This is a genomic window from Spirillospora sp. NPDC052242 (assembly GCF_040679555.1).
In the GTDB taxonomy this organism is placed as follows: Bacteria; Actinomycetota; Actinomycetes; order Streptosporangiales; family Streptosporangiaceae; genus Spirillospora.
Genome location: NZ_JBFAUZ010000002.1, coordinates 155,524 through 169,569 on the forward strand (window position 1 = coordinate 155,524; position 14,046 = coordinate 169,569).

At 73.5% G+C, this 14,046-nt stretch carries 10 protein-coding genes; 3 read left to right on the forward strand and 7 right to left on the reverse strand.

What is annotated here, in order from left to right:
• Positions 1-32: 32 nt before the first annotated feature.
• The gene (locus AB0L25_RS02610; protein WP_500167869.1) at positions 33-833 is read left to right on the forward strand and encodes a hypothetical protein; all 801 of its coding nucleotides are present in this window, start codon (positions 33-35) and stop codon (positions 831-833) included.
• Between the two features lie 67 nt (positions 834-900).
• Positions 901-1,350 (forward strand): HIT family protein, encoded by a 450-nt coding sequence (locus tag AB0L25_RS02615; RefSeq protein ID WP_500167871.1) that lies wholly within the window; start codon positions 901-903, stop codon positions 1,348-1,350.
• Here the strand turns inward: AB0L25_RS02615 and AB0L25_RS02620 are convergent.
• The 5 genes from AB0L25_RS02620 to AB0L25_RS02640 form a co-directional block, all read right to left on the reverse strand.
• On the reverse strand, positions 1,347-2,432 hold the full coding sequence (locus tag AB0L25_RS02620; protein WP_500167873.1) for an acetate/propionate family kinase: 1,086 nt from the start codon (positions 2,430-2,432) through the stop codon (positions 1,347-1,349). The genes AB0L25_RS02615 and AB0L25_RS02620 overlap by 4 nt on opposite strands.
• Positions 2,414-4,759, reverse strand: a complete 2,346-nt coding sequence (locus tag AB0L25_RS02625; RefSeq protein ID WP_500167875.1) for a phosphoketolase family protein — start codon at positions 4,757-4,759, stop codon at positions 2,414-2,416. Before AB0L25_RS02625 ends, AB0L25_RS02620 begins: the two co-directional genes overlap by 19 nt.
• A gap of 530 nt (positions 4,760-5,289) precedes the next feature.
• A complete protein-coding gene (locus AB0L25_RS02630; RefSeq protein ID WP_500167877.1) occupies positions 5,290-7,965 on the reverse strand; it encodes an AAA family ATPase in 2,676 nt (891 codons plus the stop codon).
• Positions 7,966-8,072: 107 nt separating this feature from the next.
• A complete protein-coding gene (locus AB0L25_RS02635; protein ID WP_500167878.1) occupies positions 8,073-8,990 on the reverse strand; it encodes a serine hydrolase in 918 nt (305 codons plus the stop codon).
• Entirely contained in the window at positions 8,987-9,955 is a 969-nt protein-coding gene (locus tag AB0L25_RS02640; RefSeq protein ID WP_500167880.1) for a LysR family transcriptional regulator, read from the reverse strand. Before AB0L25_RS02640 ends, AB0L25_RS02635 begins: the two co-directional genes overlap by 4 nt.
• A gap of 137 nt (positions 9,956-10,092) precedes the next feature.
• Between AB0L25_RS02640 and AB0L25_RS02645 the strand changes: the two genes are divergently transcribed.
• On the forward strand, positions 10,093-11,781 hold the full coding sequence (locus AB0L25_RS02645) for a penicillin-binding transpeptidase domain-containing protein (protein ID WP_500167882.1): 1,689 nt from the start codon (positions 10,093-10,095) through the stop codon (positions 11,779-11,781).
• On the opposite strand, the gene bla is transcribed toward AB0L25_RS02645, so the two are convergent.
• Both bla and AB0L25_RS02655 read right to left on the reverse strand, forming a co-directional pair.
• A complete protein-coding gene (gene bla, locus AB0L25_RS02650) occupies positions 11,778-12,764 on the reverse strand; it encodes a class A beta-lactamase (protein WP_500167883.1) in 987 nt (328 codons plus the stop codon). The two genes, AB0L25_RS02645 and bla, sit on opposite strands and share 4 nt — an antisense overlap.
• A gap of 74 nt (positions 12,765-12,838) precedes the next feature.
• Positions 12,839-13,852 carry a LacI family DNA-binding transcriptional regulator gene (locus tag AB0L25_RS02655; RefSeq protein WP_500167885.1) on the reverse strand — a complete coding sequence of 338 codons (1,014 nt, stop codon included), beginning with the start codon at positions 13,850-13,852 and terminating at the stop codon, positions 12,839-12,841.
• Between the last annotated feature and the right edge of the window lie 194 nt (positions 13,853-14,046).

Here is a 14,046-nt window from a genome sequence, read left to right on the forward strand (position 1 = left end):
CCGCCCCCCGCCCGACCGAAGATGGAGATCAGATGAGACGAACGACAGCTCGCCGGGCCGCCGCGGCGGTCCTGGGGACCGTGGTCGGCATGGCCGGCCTCGCCGCCCAGGCGGCGCCCGCGGCGGCCGCGGAGGAGATCCCGGAGTTCAGCTTCGAGGGCTGCCCCGAACTGCCCGCGAACGCGGACCCCAACCTGTGGCTGTGCACCGTCGCGAAGATCACGAGCGGGCGGCTGACGCTGGGCGGGATCGACCAGGAGATCCACCAGCCGATCACCATCGTCTACGCGAACGGGTACGACCCGATCACCTTCGAGGAGACGGTGATCGTCGAGTCGCTGGAGAGCGAGCCCATCCGCGTCGAGGGCGGCATCCTCGGCATCCCGGGCTCGGACTTCCTGCCCATCATGCAGATCCACGCGCAGCCGCAGCTCGCGGGCGAGCTGGAGCTCAGCCCCGAGCCCGGCGTACTGATGCGGCAGCGCATGAAGATCAGCGTGCAGAACCCGCTGCTGGGCGACAGCTGCACCATCGGCACGGACGAGGACCCGATCACCCTCGACCTGGGACTCGGGCCCACGAACCCGCCGCCGCCCAACGAGCCGATCACCGGCAGCCCGCCCACCGACGTGTCGACCGACCCGTGGGTCGTCAAGACGACCTTCGTCGACAACGCGTTCGCGGTGCCGAAGTCGGCGAACTGCGGCCCGTTCGGCTGGTTCAACGGGATCGTCGACTGGCAGTCGGGCCTCCCGGCCGCCGCCGGCGGCAACACGGCGATCTTCACCACCTACTCGGCGTCGAAGGGCTACCCCCAGCTCGGGAACGCCTGAACCGGCGACGTGGACGGCCGGTGCCGGGAGCGGGCGCGACCCGGCACCGGCCGTTTAGGTTCTTATCGTGAACTGCCTCACATGTAACAACACCGCCCAGCGCTTCGCGCTGCCCCCGCGCGAGCACGTCGCGTCCGACGACCACTGGCGCGTCGCCCACGCGTTCGGCACCGGCACCCCGGGCTGGCTCGTCCTCGCCCCGCTCCGCCACGTGACCGCCATCGCCGACCTCACCGACGCCGAGGCCGCGCTCCTCGGCACCTGGCAGGTCCGGCTGTCGCGCGCCCTCCACGCCGTCACCGGCTGCGCCAAGACGTACGTCGCCCAGTTCGCGGAGGCCGAAGGGCACGCGCACGTCCACTTCCACGTGATCCCGCGCATGCCCGACCACCCCGACGAACTGCGCGGCCCCCGCGTGTTCGGCCGCCTCGGCCGTCCGGACGCGGACGACCTCACCCCGGCGCACCGGGACGAACTCGCCGTGCGGATCCGCCGCGAACTGACCCGCCCCCGCTAGCCGGCGGTCAGCACCCGCCGGACGTCGGCGGCGATCTCCAGGTCCTCCCGGGCCGTGACGACCAGCGTCCGGACGGACGCGCCGTCGGCGGAGACGTCCGCGTCCTCCCGGACGCCCGCGTTGCGGTCGGGATCGACGGCGACGCCGAGGAACGCGAGGTCGGACGCCAGCCGGAACCGGACGGACGGGTCGTGCTCGCCGACGCCGCCGGTGAACACCAGGACGTCCAGGCCGCCGAGCGACGCGGCCATCGCCGCGGCGCAGGCGCGGAGCCGGTGGTGGTAGACGTCGAGCGCCGCCAGGGCGGGGACGTCGCGGTCCTCGGCGAGCCTGCGCAGCTCGCGCATGTCGCCCGTCCCGGCGAGGCCGCGCAGGCCCGAGTCCCGTTCGAGGCCCTCGTTGACCTCGTCCCGGGTGAGGCCGTGCTTCATCAGCCACAGCGGGATGCCCGGATCGATGCTGCCCGCGCGGGACGCCATGACGAGCCCCTCGAGCGGCGTGAACCCCATCGTGGTGTCGACCGAGCGGCCGTCGGCGACGGCGGCCAGCGACGCCCCGGAACCGAGATGGCACACCACCATGCGCCCCGGTTCCCCGCCGAGCAGCTCACCGGCGCGCCGCGTCGCGTACGCGAACGAGAGGCCGTGGAAACCGTAGCGGCGCAGCCCGAACCGGTCGCGCCAGTGGCGGGGCAGCGCGTAGGTGGCGGCCTCGTCGGGGAGCGAGGCGTGGAACGCGGTGTCGAAGCACGCCACCGTCGGCACGCCCGGGAGCGTCCCGGTGATCTCGGCGAGGGCGTGCAGCGACGCGGGCTGGTGCAGCGGCGCGAGATCGGCCAGCTCCCGCAGCCGCTCGGTCACGGCCCCGTCGACCAGGACGGGCGCGGTGAAATCCGTACCGCCGTGGACGAACCGGACCCCCGCGGCGTCCGGGCGCGGCAGTTCCGACACCAGCCCGGCCAGCTCCTCCGGCGGACCGGACATCTCGGCGACGAGCGTGTCATCGTCGTCGAGCACGCTCAGCTTCAGGCTGCTCGACCCGGGGTTGACCGTCAGCACGCGCATCAGTACGACCACGTCCATTCGCGGATCTCGGCGGCGTCCTCACCGTGCTCCCGGGTGTGCGCGCGCAGCGCCAGGCGCTTGTCCGCCATCCGCTGCCGGACGTGCGCGACCCGGCCGCCCAGCGACGGCACCCGGTCGATGACGTCCATGACCAGGTGGAACCGGTCGAGGTCGTTCAGCATCACCATGTCGAACGGCGTCGTGGTGGTGCCCTCCTCCTTGTAGCCCCGGACGTGCAGGTTCGCGTGCCCGTGCCGCCGGTAGGCGAGCCGGTGGATCAGGTACGGGTAGCCGTGGAACGCGAAGATGATCGGCTTGTCGGTGGTGAACAGCGCGTCGAACTCGGCGTCCGGCAGCCCGTGCGGGTGCTCGCTCGGCGGCAGCAGCCGCATCAGGTCCACGACGTTCACCACCCGGACCCGCAGTTCGGGGAACGTCTGCCGCAGCTCGTCCACCGCCGCGAGCGTCTCCAGCGTCGGGACGTCCCCGGCGCACGCCATCACGACGTCCGGGTCGGCGCCGCCGTCGCTGGACGCCCACTCCCAGATGCCGATGCCGCGCGCCGCGTGCGCCACCGCCTCGTCCATCGTCAGCCAGTTCAGCGCGGGCTGCTTCCCGGCGACGACCACGTTGACGTAGTCGCGGGACCGCAGGCAGTGGTCCCCGACCGACAGCAGCGTGTTCGCGTCCGGCGGCAGGTACACCCGGACGATCTCCGGCTTCTTGTTCATGACGACGTCGAGGAAGCCGGGGTCCTGATGGGTGAAGCCGTTGTGGTCCTGCCGCCACACGTGCGACGACAGCAGGTAGTTCAGCGACGCGATCGGCCGCCGCCACGGCAGGTGCCGCGTCACCTTCAGCCACTTCGCGTGCTGGTTGAACATCGCGTCCACGATGTGGATGAACGCCTCGTACGAGTTGAACAGGCCGTGCCGTCCCGTCAGGAGGTAGCCCTCCAGCCAGCCCTGGCACAGGTGCTCGCTCAGCACCTCCATCACCCGGCCGTGCGCCGCCTGGTGCTCGTCGGTCGGGAGCCGCTCGCCCGCGAACACCCGGTCGGTCGCCTCGAACACGTCCCCGAGCCGGTTCGACGCCGTCTCGTCCGGCCCCATGATCCGGAAGTTCGTCGGGTTCGCCCGGACGACGTCGCGCAGGAACGCCCCGAGCACCCGCGTCGGCTCGGCGGTCGTCGTGCCCGGCTTGCCGATCTGCACCGCGTAGTCGCGGAAGTCGGGCAGCGTGAGCGGCTTGAGCAGCAGGCCGCCGTTCGCGTGCGGGTTCGCGCTCATCCGCCGCCCGCCCTCGGGCGCCAGCTCCCGCAGCGCCGCGACCGGACGGCCGTCCTCGTCGAACAGCTCCTCCGGACGGTACGAGCGCAGCCACCGTTCGAGCTGCTCCAGGTGCGCCGGGTCGTCGCCCACCCCCGCCAGCGGCACCTGGTGCGAGCGCCACGTGCCCTCGACGGGCTTCCCGTCGACCTCCTTCGGGCCCGTCCACCCCTTGGGGGACCGCAGCACGATCAGCGGCCATCGCCGCCGCTCCGTCGCCCCGCCCTCCCGCGCCGCGCGCTGGATGTCGGCGATCTCGTCGAGCGCCTGGTCGAGCGCCGACGCCATCTTCCGGTGCATGGACGCGGGCTCGTCCCCGGCGACCAGCAGCGGGTGGTACCCGTACCCGTCCAGGAGCTGGACGAGCTCCTCCTCGGGGATCCGCGCCAGCACCGCCGGATTCGCGATCTTGTACCCGTTTAGGTGCAGGATCGGCAGCACCGCCCCGTCCCGCACGGGGTCGAGGAACTTGTTCGAGTGCCAGCTCGCCGCCAGCGGCCCCGTCTCCGCCTCGCCGTCCCCCACGATGCACGCCACGACCAGGTCCGGGTTGTCGAACACGGCCCCGAACGCGTGCGCGAGCGAGTACCCCAGCTCCCCGCCCTCGTGGATCGACCCGGGCGTCTCCGGCGCGACATGGCTCGGCACGCCGCCGGGGAAGGAGAACTGCCGGAACAGCGCCCGCATCCCGCGCTCGTCGTACGACACGTCCGGGTACACCTCGCTGTAGGTGCCCTCCAGCCACGCGTTCGCGACCGCCGCCGGCCCCCCGTGCCCGGGGCCCATCACGTACATCATGTCGAGGTCGCGGGCCCGGATCACCCGGTTGAGATGCGCGTAGCAGAAGTTCAGCCCGGGCGTCGTGCCCCAGTGCCCGAGCAGCCGCGGCTTGACGTGCCGCCGCCGCAGCGGCTCCCGCAGCAGGGGGTTGTCCAGCAGGTAGATCTGCCCGACCGACAGGTAGTTCGCGGCCCGCCAGTACGCGTCGAGCCGCCCGAGATCGTCATGATGTGTCATATCGCCCCGGCACGTGCCCCCTGCGGCCCGCTTCAATCACCCCGGACCGCCGCCGGACCGCGAACCGTCCGACGATGTGTGGTCGGGCGTGACCAGTCCCGGACCAACGTGCTCAGCCATCACCCCAGCCAGAGCGGACGGGTACCACTGCGATTGCGAGCGAAGCCAAGTTCGAGCGGAGCGAGAACTTGATCGCGCAGCGAGCCCCCTGGGGCGAGTCGGAGCGATGCAGCAATCGCACGCGACGCCCGTGGAAGGAAGGCCGCCTCGCGGCCTGACGCCGAGGGCGGCGCAATTAAAAAGGCGGCGGTCGATCGCGCGACCGCCGCCTTCGCCCCCCAGCGGACCCGTGAGCCCTGCGACGGGCCTGTTGCCCCAGAAGCCCGGTGAGCGCCGTGTCTTGAACTCTGCCGCCTACCGGCGCGTAGGTTCACACGATTTCCCGCCCGTTCGCCGAGCGGCGAGGATCGCGCGTCCGCCGGATCGCCGTCCGCGACGAACGGCGCACGCGGAGCGACGAACGGTAGGCCCTACAGGTAGAGGCCGTAGAACTCTTCCGGGTGTTCGAGGAGGGGCGGGAGGTCGTCGGACGTGAGGGTGACCAGTTCGTCGCGCGAGGGCGGGGCCTTGGGGGTGTCGCCGTCGCCGAGGGCGGCGGAGGCGACCCGGTCGGCCTGGTTGGCGACCGCGACGTCGAGGAGGTTGCGCATGAGCCGCCCGTTGCCGAAGGACGGTCCGCGCGGTGCGCGCCGCAGCATCGTGCGGAGCACGTCCCGGGTGCCGGGGGCGAGGCGGAAGCCGTCGGCGTCGGCGAGCTGCCCGAACACGGCGATCAGCTCGTCGTCGCTGTAGTCGGGGAAGTGGATCTGCTTGGGGAAGCGGGAGTCGAGGCCGGGGTTGGCGGCGAGGAACTCGGCCATCTCCTGCTGGTAGCCGGCCACGACGACGACCAGGTCGTCGCGGTGGTCCTCCATCAGCTTCACCAGTTCGGCGATGGCCTCGTGCCCGTAGTCGCCCTTGAGCGGCGACTGCGTGAGGGTGTACGCCTCGTCGATGAACAGGACGCCGCCGATCGCGCGCTCCACGAGCCGGCGGGTGCGCGGCGCCGTCTGCCCGATGTACTCGCCGACCAGGTGGGCGCGGGACGCCTCCACCAGATGCCCGGAGGACAGCACGCCGAGCCGCTTGTAGATGCGGCCGAGCAGCCGCGCGACCATCGTCTTGCCGGTGCCGGGGTTGCCGGTGAACACCATGTGCCGGGTCGGGGGAGTGACCCGCAGCCCGGACTCGCTGCGCAGCCGCGCCGCCTCGGTGCCCGCGACGAGCAGCGCGATCTCGTGCTTGACGGTGTCGAGGCCGGTGAGGTCGCGCAGCTCGGCGAGCGGGTCGCCGGTGGTGCGGGACGCGTCCAGGTTCGCCGGGATGTCGCTCTTGCGGACGACGAGCTCGTCGTCGGCGGAGCGGGCGCGGACGGCCGCGACGACCTCGGCGGCGAGGTGCGGGGCCAGCCGCGCGTTGCGCAGCGACTGCATCGGCGGCGCCGCGGCGAGCAGCTCGCCCGCGGCCTCGGCGGCCTGCCGGGTCGCGCGGGCGCCGTGCCGGACGAGCGCGCGGCGGAACAGCTCGGCGTGGCCCGCGGCGGTGAACGGGCGGGTGCGCGCGATGCGGAAGCCCAGCGGGAGCGCCGGGTTGATCTCCCGGATGCGCTCGTCGCCGCCCGCGTCGCACAGCGCGACCAGGTTCAGCTCGGGGTGGACGGCCAGGAGCCGGTGCAGCTCGGCGGAGAGCGCCTCGCCGTTGCCGGGGTCGGTGAGGATCTCGTCCAGGCCCTCGATGATCAGCAGCCGGTCGGACGCGCACTCGCGGGCGTCCGCGTGCAGCCGGGCGACCGCGTCGGCGAGGCGCTGCCCGGCGAACAGGTTGTCGGTCAGCCACAGCGGGTCGCGGCCGAGCGCGAGCGCCCGGCCGAGCTCCTGCGCGGCGTCCCGCTTGCCGGTGCCGTCCGGGCCGGCCAGCAGCAGCCGCACGGCCCGGGTGCCGCGCGACAGCTCGTCGAGCGCGGCCGTCACCTCCGGCTGCTCGACGAGCGTGGAGGCGAGGTCGGCGCGGCGGGGGCGGGGGCCCTCGGCCTGCGGCGCGGGCTCCTTCAGCGTCTCGGTCAGCGGGTTGACGATGCGGCGGCGCGGCGCGAACAGGCGCCGCAGGTCCGTCTGGAACTGCCCGACGGGAATCCACTCCGCCTTCGGGAACCACGGGTCGCCGGGGAGCCCCTGGACGGTCGCGATGAACCGCATCGACATGTCGAGCCAGGCGCGGCACGCGTCCGCGGCGCCCGCGACGAGCGCCTGCGCGAGCCACGCGCGCGTCCGTTCCTGCCACGCGCCCGGCTTGAACCCGCGCCGCTCGCCGGAGAACCGGCCGAGGATCTCGTGGTACCGGTCCTCGCCGAGCGCGGCGGCCAGCTCGGCCGGGACGTGCTCCATGCTGCCCTGGAGCAGCAGGTGGACGAGGTGCACCTCGGGCGTCTCGTCCCGCGGGGCCGCCGCGAGGAGCGCCCGGTGCGCGGCCAGCAGCCCGGAGCACACCCAGTCGAGGTAGCCGACCGGGCCCTGCAGTTCGGGCACCGCGCGAAGGACCGACTCGTCGGCGTGCCGGTGCCACAGCTCCCGCAGCTCCATCTTCGGGAGGTTCACGTCGCACTGCGGCGGGTCGTCGTAGAGGCGCAGGAGGGCCTTGCGGCGCTCCTCCAGCGGCTCGATGCCCTCCAGGACGGCCAGGCAGTCGCGCGCCAGCTCGATCGCGAGCTTGCGGTCGGGCGCCTCGATCAGCCAGTCCACCGGCGGGCGCCACCGGCCGCCCGGCGCGTCCCAGCGGGCCATCCGGTTGCTGAGCGGGCCGGGGTTCACCAGGTGCCGGTGCAGCAGCCGCTCCGGCAGCTGCGACCGGGACCCGGCCTTGATCGCGCCGCCGCCCGGCAGGAACGCCAGGATCCCGAAGATCTCCGCGGTGACCAGCGACGCGGGGAGCGTCAGCAGCTTGTGCTCGTCGGTGGTCAGCTCCGCGGCGCGCGGGTCGGCGGCGAGCGCGTCGATCCGGGCCGCGATCTCCTCGAACAGCCCGTCGGGCACCCGCCACGGACCGTGCGCGTAGACGTCGAGAACCGGCTCGTCGGTGAGCAGTAGCTCGAGATGCTCCGGCAGCCGCAACACAGTCTCCCCAAGAGTGATCAAAGCAGAGGTACAGCCTATGTTCAGTGAAGGAGTGCTGGATTAGCGGTCGAACCGCTGAACGGTATAGGGACGGCCACGTTCGGTCAGGCGGTGACCGCCCGGTCGCGCAGGTGCTCGACCGCCAGCCGGGCGGCCGTGCCGATCACGGCGTCGCCCTGCGGGTGGACGGCCAGCGGGACGGCCGTCCGGGTGAACACCGCGACCGCGTACCGGCCGCCGTCCGGGTACTCCACGACGCCCACCTCGTTGCGGACGGTCGGGAGCGTCCCGGTCTTGCCGCTGACGACGACGTCCTCGAACGGGAAGCCGGACGACAGCCGGTGCGGCCACACCTGGAGTCCGAACATCCGGCGCATGGCCGCGCATTCCGCGGGCGGCGCCGCCTCGTCCCGCCAGATGAGCGACAGCAGCCGGGTCATCTCCCGGGGCGTGCTGCGGCTGGTGCGCAGCGGGTCCAGCGGACGGACGCGCGCCGGCATCCCGGGCTCCTCGAGCCGCGCGTACACCTCGCCGAGGCTGGTCGCGTCGGTGTCCTGGTACAGGTGGTCGAGCATCTCCCGGCCGCTGCCGGACACGTGCGTCCCGGGGAGCCCGAGGTCGGCGGCGGCCGCGTTCACCGCGTCCAGCCCGACCCGGTCGAGCAGGAAGTCGGCCGCCGCGTTGTCGCTCACCGTGATCATGAGGGTGGCGAGGTCGCGGAGCGACATCCGGACGTCGTCCAGCAGCGCGGACACGCCGGTCGGGCCGGACGTGCGGTCGGCGGCGGCCAGCGTCGCGGGCTCGGTCGGGTCGAGCGTCCCGGCCGCGACGCGGCGGTGGAACGCCACCAGCAGCGGCACCTTGAACACCGACGCGAGCACCACGGGCTCGCCCGCGCGGACGCCGACGTCCCGTCCGGTGTCGACGTCGACGGCGTGGCAGTGCCCGGTCACCCCGGCCTCGCGGAACGCCGCCTCGATCCGCGCGGTGATCCCGGCCGCCCCGGTCGTCGCGCGGGTCACGCCAGGAACCCCGAGGACGGGCGCAGCACGCGGCGGGCGGGGGCGGGCGCGGCGTCCAGCGGCGCCATCCCGGCCTCCCGGCGCAGCACCGCGGTGGCGACGGCGGTGAAGTCGGCGATCGCCCGCGCGTGCTCGGGGTCGGCGGCGCGCCGCCACGCGCAGGACGTCCGCCAGGTCAGCGGCTCGCCGTGCAGCGGCCGCCACACCGCCCCGCCGCCGGGGTCGGCGGTGCGGGGGACGAACGCGACGGCCGTCCCGGCGAGGACGAGCCCGAGCGCGAACTGCGGGTGCCGCGCCTCGTGGACGGCGGGCGGCGCGTACCCGTGCCGGCGGCAGCCGGCGAGCAGGTCGTCGTGGGCGCCGGGCGCCTCGTCGCGCGGGAACGTCACGAGGTCGCGGCCGGCGAGGTCGGACAGGTGCACCTCGGCGGCGCCGGCGAGGTCGGCGCCGGCGGGCAGCAGCACCCCGACGGGCTGGCCGAGCAGCGGGCCGAGTTCCAGGTCGCGGGCGTCGCAGGGGTGCCGGACGACGCCCGCGTCGAGCGTCCCGTCGGCGAGCGCGCCGATCTGCTCGGCGGTGGAGATCTCCCGCAGCTCCAGGCGCAGGTCGGGGCGGCGCTCCCGGAACGCGGCGATCAGCGCGGCGACCGGCGGGCCGCCGAGGTCGCTCGGCAGCCCGGCCCGGACGGTGCCGATCTCGCCGAGCCGCGCCCGTTCGGCGAGGTCGTAGACGCGTTCCACGCGGGAGAGGATGTCACGGGCGTCGTCGAGCAGGAGCCGCCCCGCCGCCGTGAGCTCCACCTTCCGGCTCGTCCGGTCGAACAGCCGCACCCCGAGTTCCTTCTCCAGTCGCTGGATCCGCTGGCTCAGCGGCGGCTGCGCCATGCCGAGCCGCTCCGCCGCGTGACCGAAGTGCAGTTCCTCGGCGACGATGACGAAGCAGTGCAAATGCCCCACGACGTTCACGACCGGCAACGATATCACTTCGGATATGTCTGTGACATCGATATCAATCTTGGACTTTCCGCTGGTCAGCTGCTGTTCTTGGGGCGTTCACGAGCGGCGACGACATACATTCGTCGCCAGGGAAGGGAGAGTGACTGATGCACCGAACCCGAGTGTTGACCGCCGCCGCGGTCGCGGTCGCGGTCGTGCTCGCGGGGGCGGGTGCGGTGTGGTGGCTCCGGTCCGGAGACGACCCCGACGCCGCCGCGGAGGAGTTCCTCGCCGCCTGGAGCGGCGGCGACCACGCCGCCATGAAGGCGCTCACCTACCGGCCCCCCGCCGACTTCGCCGAACGGCTCAGCCGGATGCACGACGACCTGGGCGTCACGGAGCAGCGCTACACGGTCGCGTCCGTCGGCGACCCGAAGGACGGCGCCGCCGGAGGCTCCTACAAGGCCGAGCTGACGCTGTCCGGCGGCCGCGTCTGGTCCTACACCGGGACGCTGCCGCTCACCGAGCAGGACGGCGAGTGGCTCGTCCGCTGGTCGCCGCAGCTCCTGCACCCCGAGCTCAAGGACGGGCAGCGCCTCCGCGCGGCCCGCGCGTTCCCGCAGCGCGCCGACGTCCTGGCCGCCGACGGCAGCAGCCTCACCACGTCGAACTCCGGGTCGGCGCGGCAGCTCGCCGGGACGGTCGGCGCCGCGACCGCCGACGGCGCGAAGGAGATGGGCGCCCCCTACCAGGAGGGCGACCCCATCGGGACGAGCGGCCTGCAGCAGCAGTACGAGAAGCGGCTCGCCGGGACGCCCGCGCTCGCCGTCCAGATCGTCGAGGGCGGCGGGCGGGACGGCGCCGGGGCGAAGCAGGACGGCGCCGAGGCGAAGGTCGTCAAGACGCTGCAGCGGTTCGGCGGCGCGGACGGCGAGCCGCTGAAGACGACGATCGACCCGGCGATGCAGGCGTCCGCGAGCGAGGCGCTGTCGGGGGTGTCCAAGCCCGCGTCGATGGTCGCGCTGAAGCCGTCCACCGGGGAGATCCTCGCCGTGGCGAACAAGCCCGGCGGCTACAACCGCGCGCTGATGGGCACCTACCCGCCCGGCTCGACGTTCAAGGTCGTCACCGCCGCCGCGCTCGTCGCGGACGGGACGTCCGCCGACTCCCGCGTCGGCTGCCCCGCCACCACCAACGTCGGCGGCCGCGAGTTCCACAACTACCAGTACGAGGACTTCGGGACGGTCCAGTTCCGCGACGCGTTCGCGCACTCGTGCAACACGACGTTCGCGCGGCTCGCCGTCGACGAGCTGGGGGAGGAGCGGCTCACCGAGGTCGCCGAGCAGTTCGGCTTCAACGCGCCGATCATCGCCGGGCTGCCGGCCGTCCGCGCGTCCTTCCCGAAGAACGCGGACGAGACCGCGTTCGCGTCCGCGTCCTTCGGCCAGGGCAAGGTGCTGACCAGCCCCCTCAACATGGCGAGCGTCGCCGCGGCGGCCGCCGACGGCACCTGGCGGTCGCCCCGCCTGGTCGCCGCCGACCTCGCGTCGCAGGCCCTGGACGCCCGGGGCAAGAAGCCCGAGCAGCCGCACGAGCTGGAGCCCGCGGTGAAGAAGGCCCTGCACACGCTGATGCCCGCGGTCGTCAGCGAGGGCACGGCGTCCGGCGTGGACTTCCCGGCCGGGACGGCGGGCAAGACGGGCACCGCCGAGTACGGTTCCGGCGAGAACCCGCCCGCCCACGCCTGGTTCATCGGCTACCGCGAGGACGTCGCGTTCGCGGTGGTGGTCGAGGGCGGCGGCGAGGGCGCCCAGGCCGCCGCCCCCGTCGCGGCGAAGTTCCTGAACGCGCTCTAGCCGCGCCCGACCCGCTGGCCGAGGCCGCGCGCGAGGATCGCCGCGGTCTCGGCGACCGCGTCGTCGTCGGCCTCGGCGTCCTTCTTTTTCGCGGTCGTCAGGACGACCATGACCAGCGGGTCGCGGCCCGGCTCGGGCCACGCCACCGCGATGTCGTTGGCGTTGCCGTAGGTGCCGCCGGTGCCGGTCTTGTCGCCGATCGTCCAGTGGTCGGGGAGCCCGGCGCGGATCCGCTCGTCACCGGTCGTGTTGGCCTTCATCCACGCGATGAGTTGCGCGCGGTCCTCCGGGACGAGCGCGTCCCCGACCGTGAGCGCCCGCAGGTTCGCGGCCCACGTGCGCGGGACGGTCGTGTCGCGCCGCTCGCCCGGCTTCCAGTCGTTCAGCGCGGTCTCCCAGCGGTCGGCGCGACTCGCGTCGTCGCCGAGGGAGCGGAAGAAGCGGGTGAGGCCGGCCGGGCCGCCGAGCTGCTTCATCACCAGGTTCCCGGCGGTGTTGTCGCTCTGCGTGATGGCCGCGTGGCACAGGGCCGAGACGGTCATCCCCGTGCCGACGTGCTTCTCCGTGACGGGCGACCAGTCGACGAGGTCGTCCTCGGTGTAGTGGATGACGCGCTCCATCAGCCCGGGATCGGACGTCCGGGCCTTCTGCAGCACGCCCCCGCACACGATCGCCTTGAACGTGGACGTGTACGGGAACCGCTCGTCGGCGCGGTGGGACACGAACCGGCCCGTCTCGGGGTCGATCGCGTAGGCGCCGATGCGCAGGTTCCGCTTCGCCTCGAGCCGGTGCAGCAGCCTGCCGACCTCGGCCTGGGACGGCGCGGGCTGCAACGAGGCGACCGCGGAGACGCCGCTCTGCGGCGTCGCGGCGCGGGTGGCCGGGCTCGCGTCCGCGCCGCAGCCGGCGCCCGCCACCAGGACGGCGAGGGACAGGGCGGCCGCACCGGTCGCCCTCCGGAATCGAAATGTCGAAATTCGCATGCGCAGAGAAGATCAAAGGCATGGCCGCCATGTCCAATATTGATATTGGACGAAAAGCAATATGTATCTGGATATCAGCCCTGGTGAGGAGGGGCAGTGGAGCCGCGGACGACCAGCCGGCCCGGAAGCACGCGCGGTTCCGGGCGTGTCCCCCCGAGCAGCTCCAGTAGCGCCGCCATGCCCTGCGCGCCCAGCTCCTCCGCGGGCAGCCGGACGGTCGTCAGCTCCGGCTCCAACGCCGTCGCGAGCAGCACGTCGTCGAACCCCGTCACCGACAGTTCGTCCGGGATCGCCAGCCCCCGCGCCCGCGCCGCCTTGTACGCGCCCGCCGCGATCAGGTCGTCGTCGCACACCAGCACGCTCGGCCGGTCTCGCCGCGCCAGCAGCCGTCCGGCCGCCGCCTTCGCCGACGCGACGTCGATCTCGCACTGCTCCCGCAGCAACGCGCCCCCCGGCACGTCCCGGACGACGTCCGCGAGGGCCTGCGCGCGCGCGTGGAACGTCCACTGGTCGACGCCCGCGGCCACGTGCCCGAACCGGCGGTGCCCGAGCGCCGCCAGGTGCCGCGCGACCGCCCGCATGCCGTCCGCGACCCCGAAGTCGACCGTCGGGACGTCCCCGTGCGGGCCGCTGTCGAGCATCACCGCCGGGGTGCCGACGAACCCGGCGAGCGCCTCGTCGCCGAACCGGGCGGCCTCCAGCGACGACGCCAGGATCCCGTCGATCGTCTCGTGCGGCGCGGCGAACGGCCCGTCCGGCGCGTTCCGCTCGTCCGGCCAGGTCGACACCACGACACCGAACCCGTGGCTCGTCGCGACCCGCGCCGCGCCCGTGTAGACGGGGCCGAAGAACGGCGCGGTCAGCGTCGGCACCATCAGCAGGACGGTGCGGGTCGTCCCCAACCGCAGGTTCCGGGCGGCCGGATTCGGCCGGTAGCCGAGGCGTTCGGCGGCCTCGTGCACGCTGCGCGCGGTCGCGGGGGAGACCCGGCCGGTCCACTTCCCGCCCATCACGAGCGAGACGGTGGACTGCGAGACACCGGCCTCCTGAGCCACGTCCTTGCTGGTGGGACGGCTGGTCGCCGGCACTGGGCCTCCCTCGTCGCCGCGCGCGGAACGGGGACCAGACTATTGCCGAGGGGCGGAGCCCGTGGCGGCGATTCGCCGGACTCGCCAGGCACTGTGGCGAAATGAGGCGTGTGCTCCGAACCGGGATTTATGCCTGGAAGGCACCGAGAAGACCCGCGATCCTCGAACCAGGCCGCCGACGCCGGTATCGGCCG

Excerpts from the sequence above, each read along its gene's own strand:
- AB0L25_RS02610 (WP_500167869.1), top strand. The coding sequence starts at position 33 with ATGAGACGAACGACAGCTCGCCGGGCCGCCGCGGCGGTCCTGGGGACC.
- AB0L25_RS02620 (WP_500167873.1), bottom strand. The coding sequence starts at position 2,432 with ATGGACGTGGTCGTACTGATGCGCGTGCTGACGGTCAACCCCGGGTCG.
- AB0L25_RS02625 (WP_500167875.1), bottom strand. The coding sequence starts at position 4,759 with ATGACACATCATGACGATCTCGGGCGGCTCGACGCGTACTGGCGGGCC.
- AB0L25_RS02645 (WP_500167882.1), top strand. The coding sequence starts at position 10,093 with ATGCACCGAACCCGAGTGTTGACCGCCGCCGCGGTCGCGGTCGCGGTC.
- bla (WP_500167883.1), bottom strand. The coding sequence starts at position 12,764 with ATGCGAATTTCGACATTTCGATTCCGGAGGGCGACCGGTGCGGCCGCC.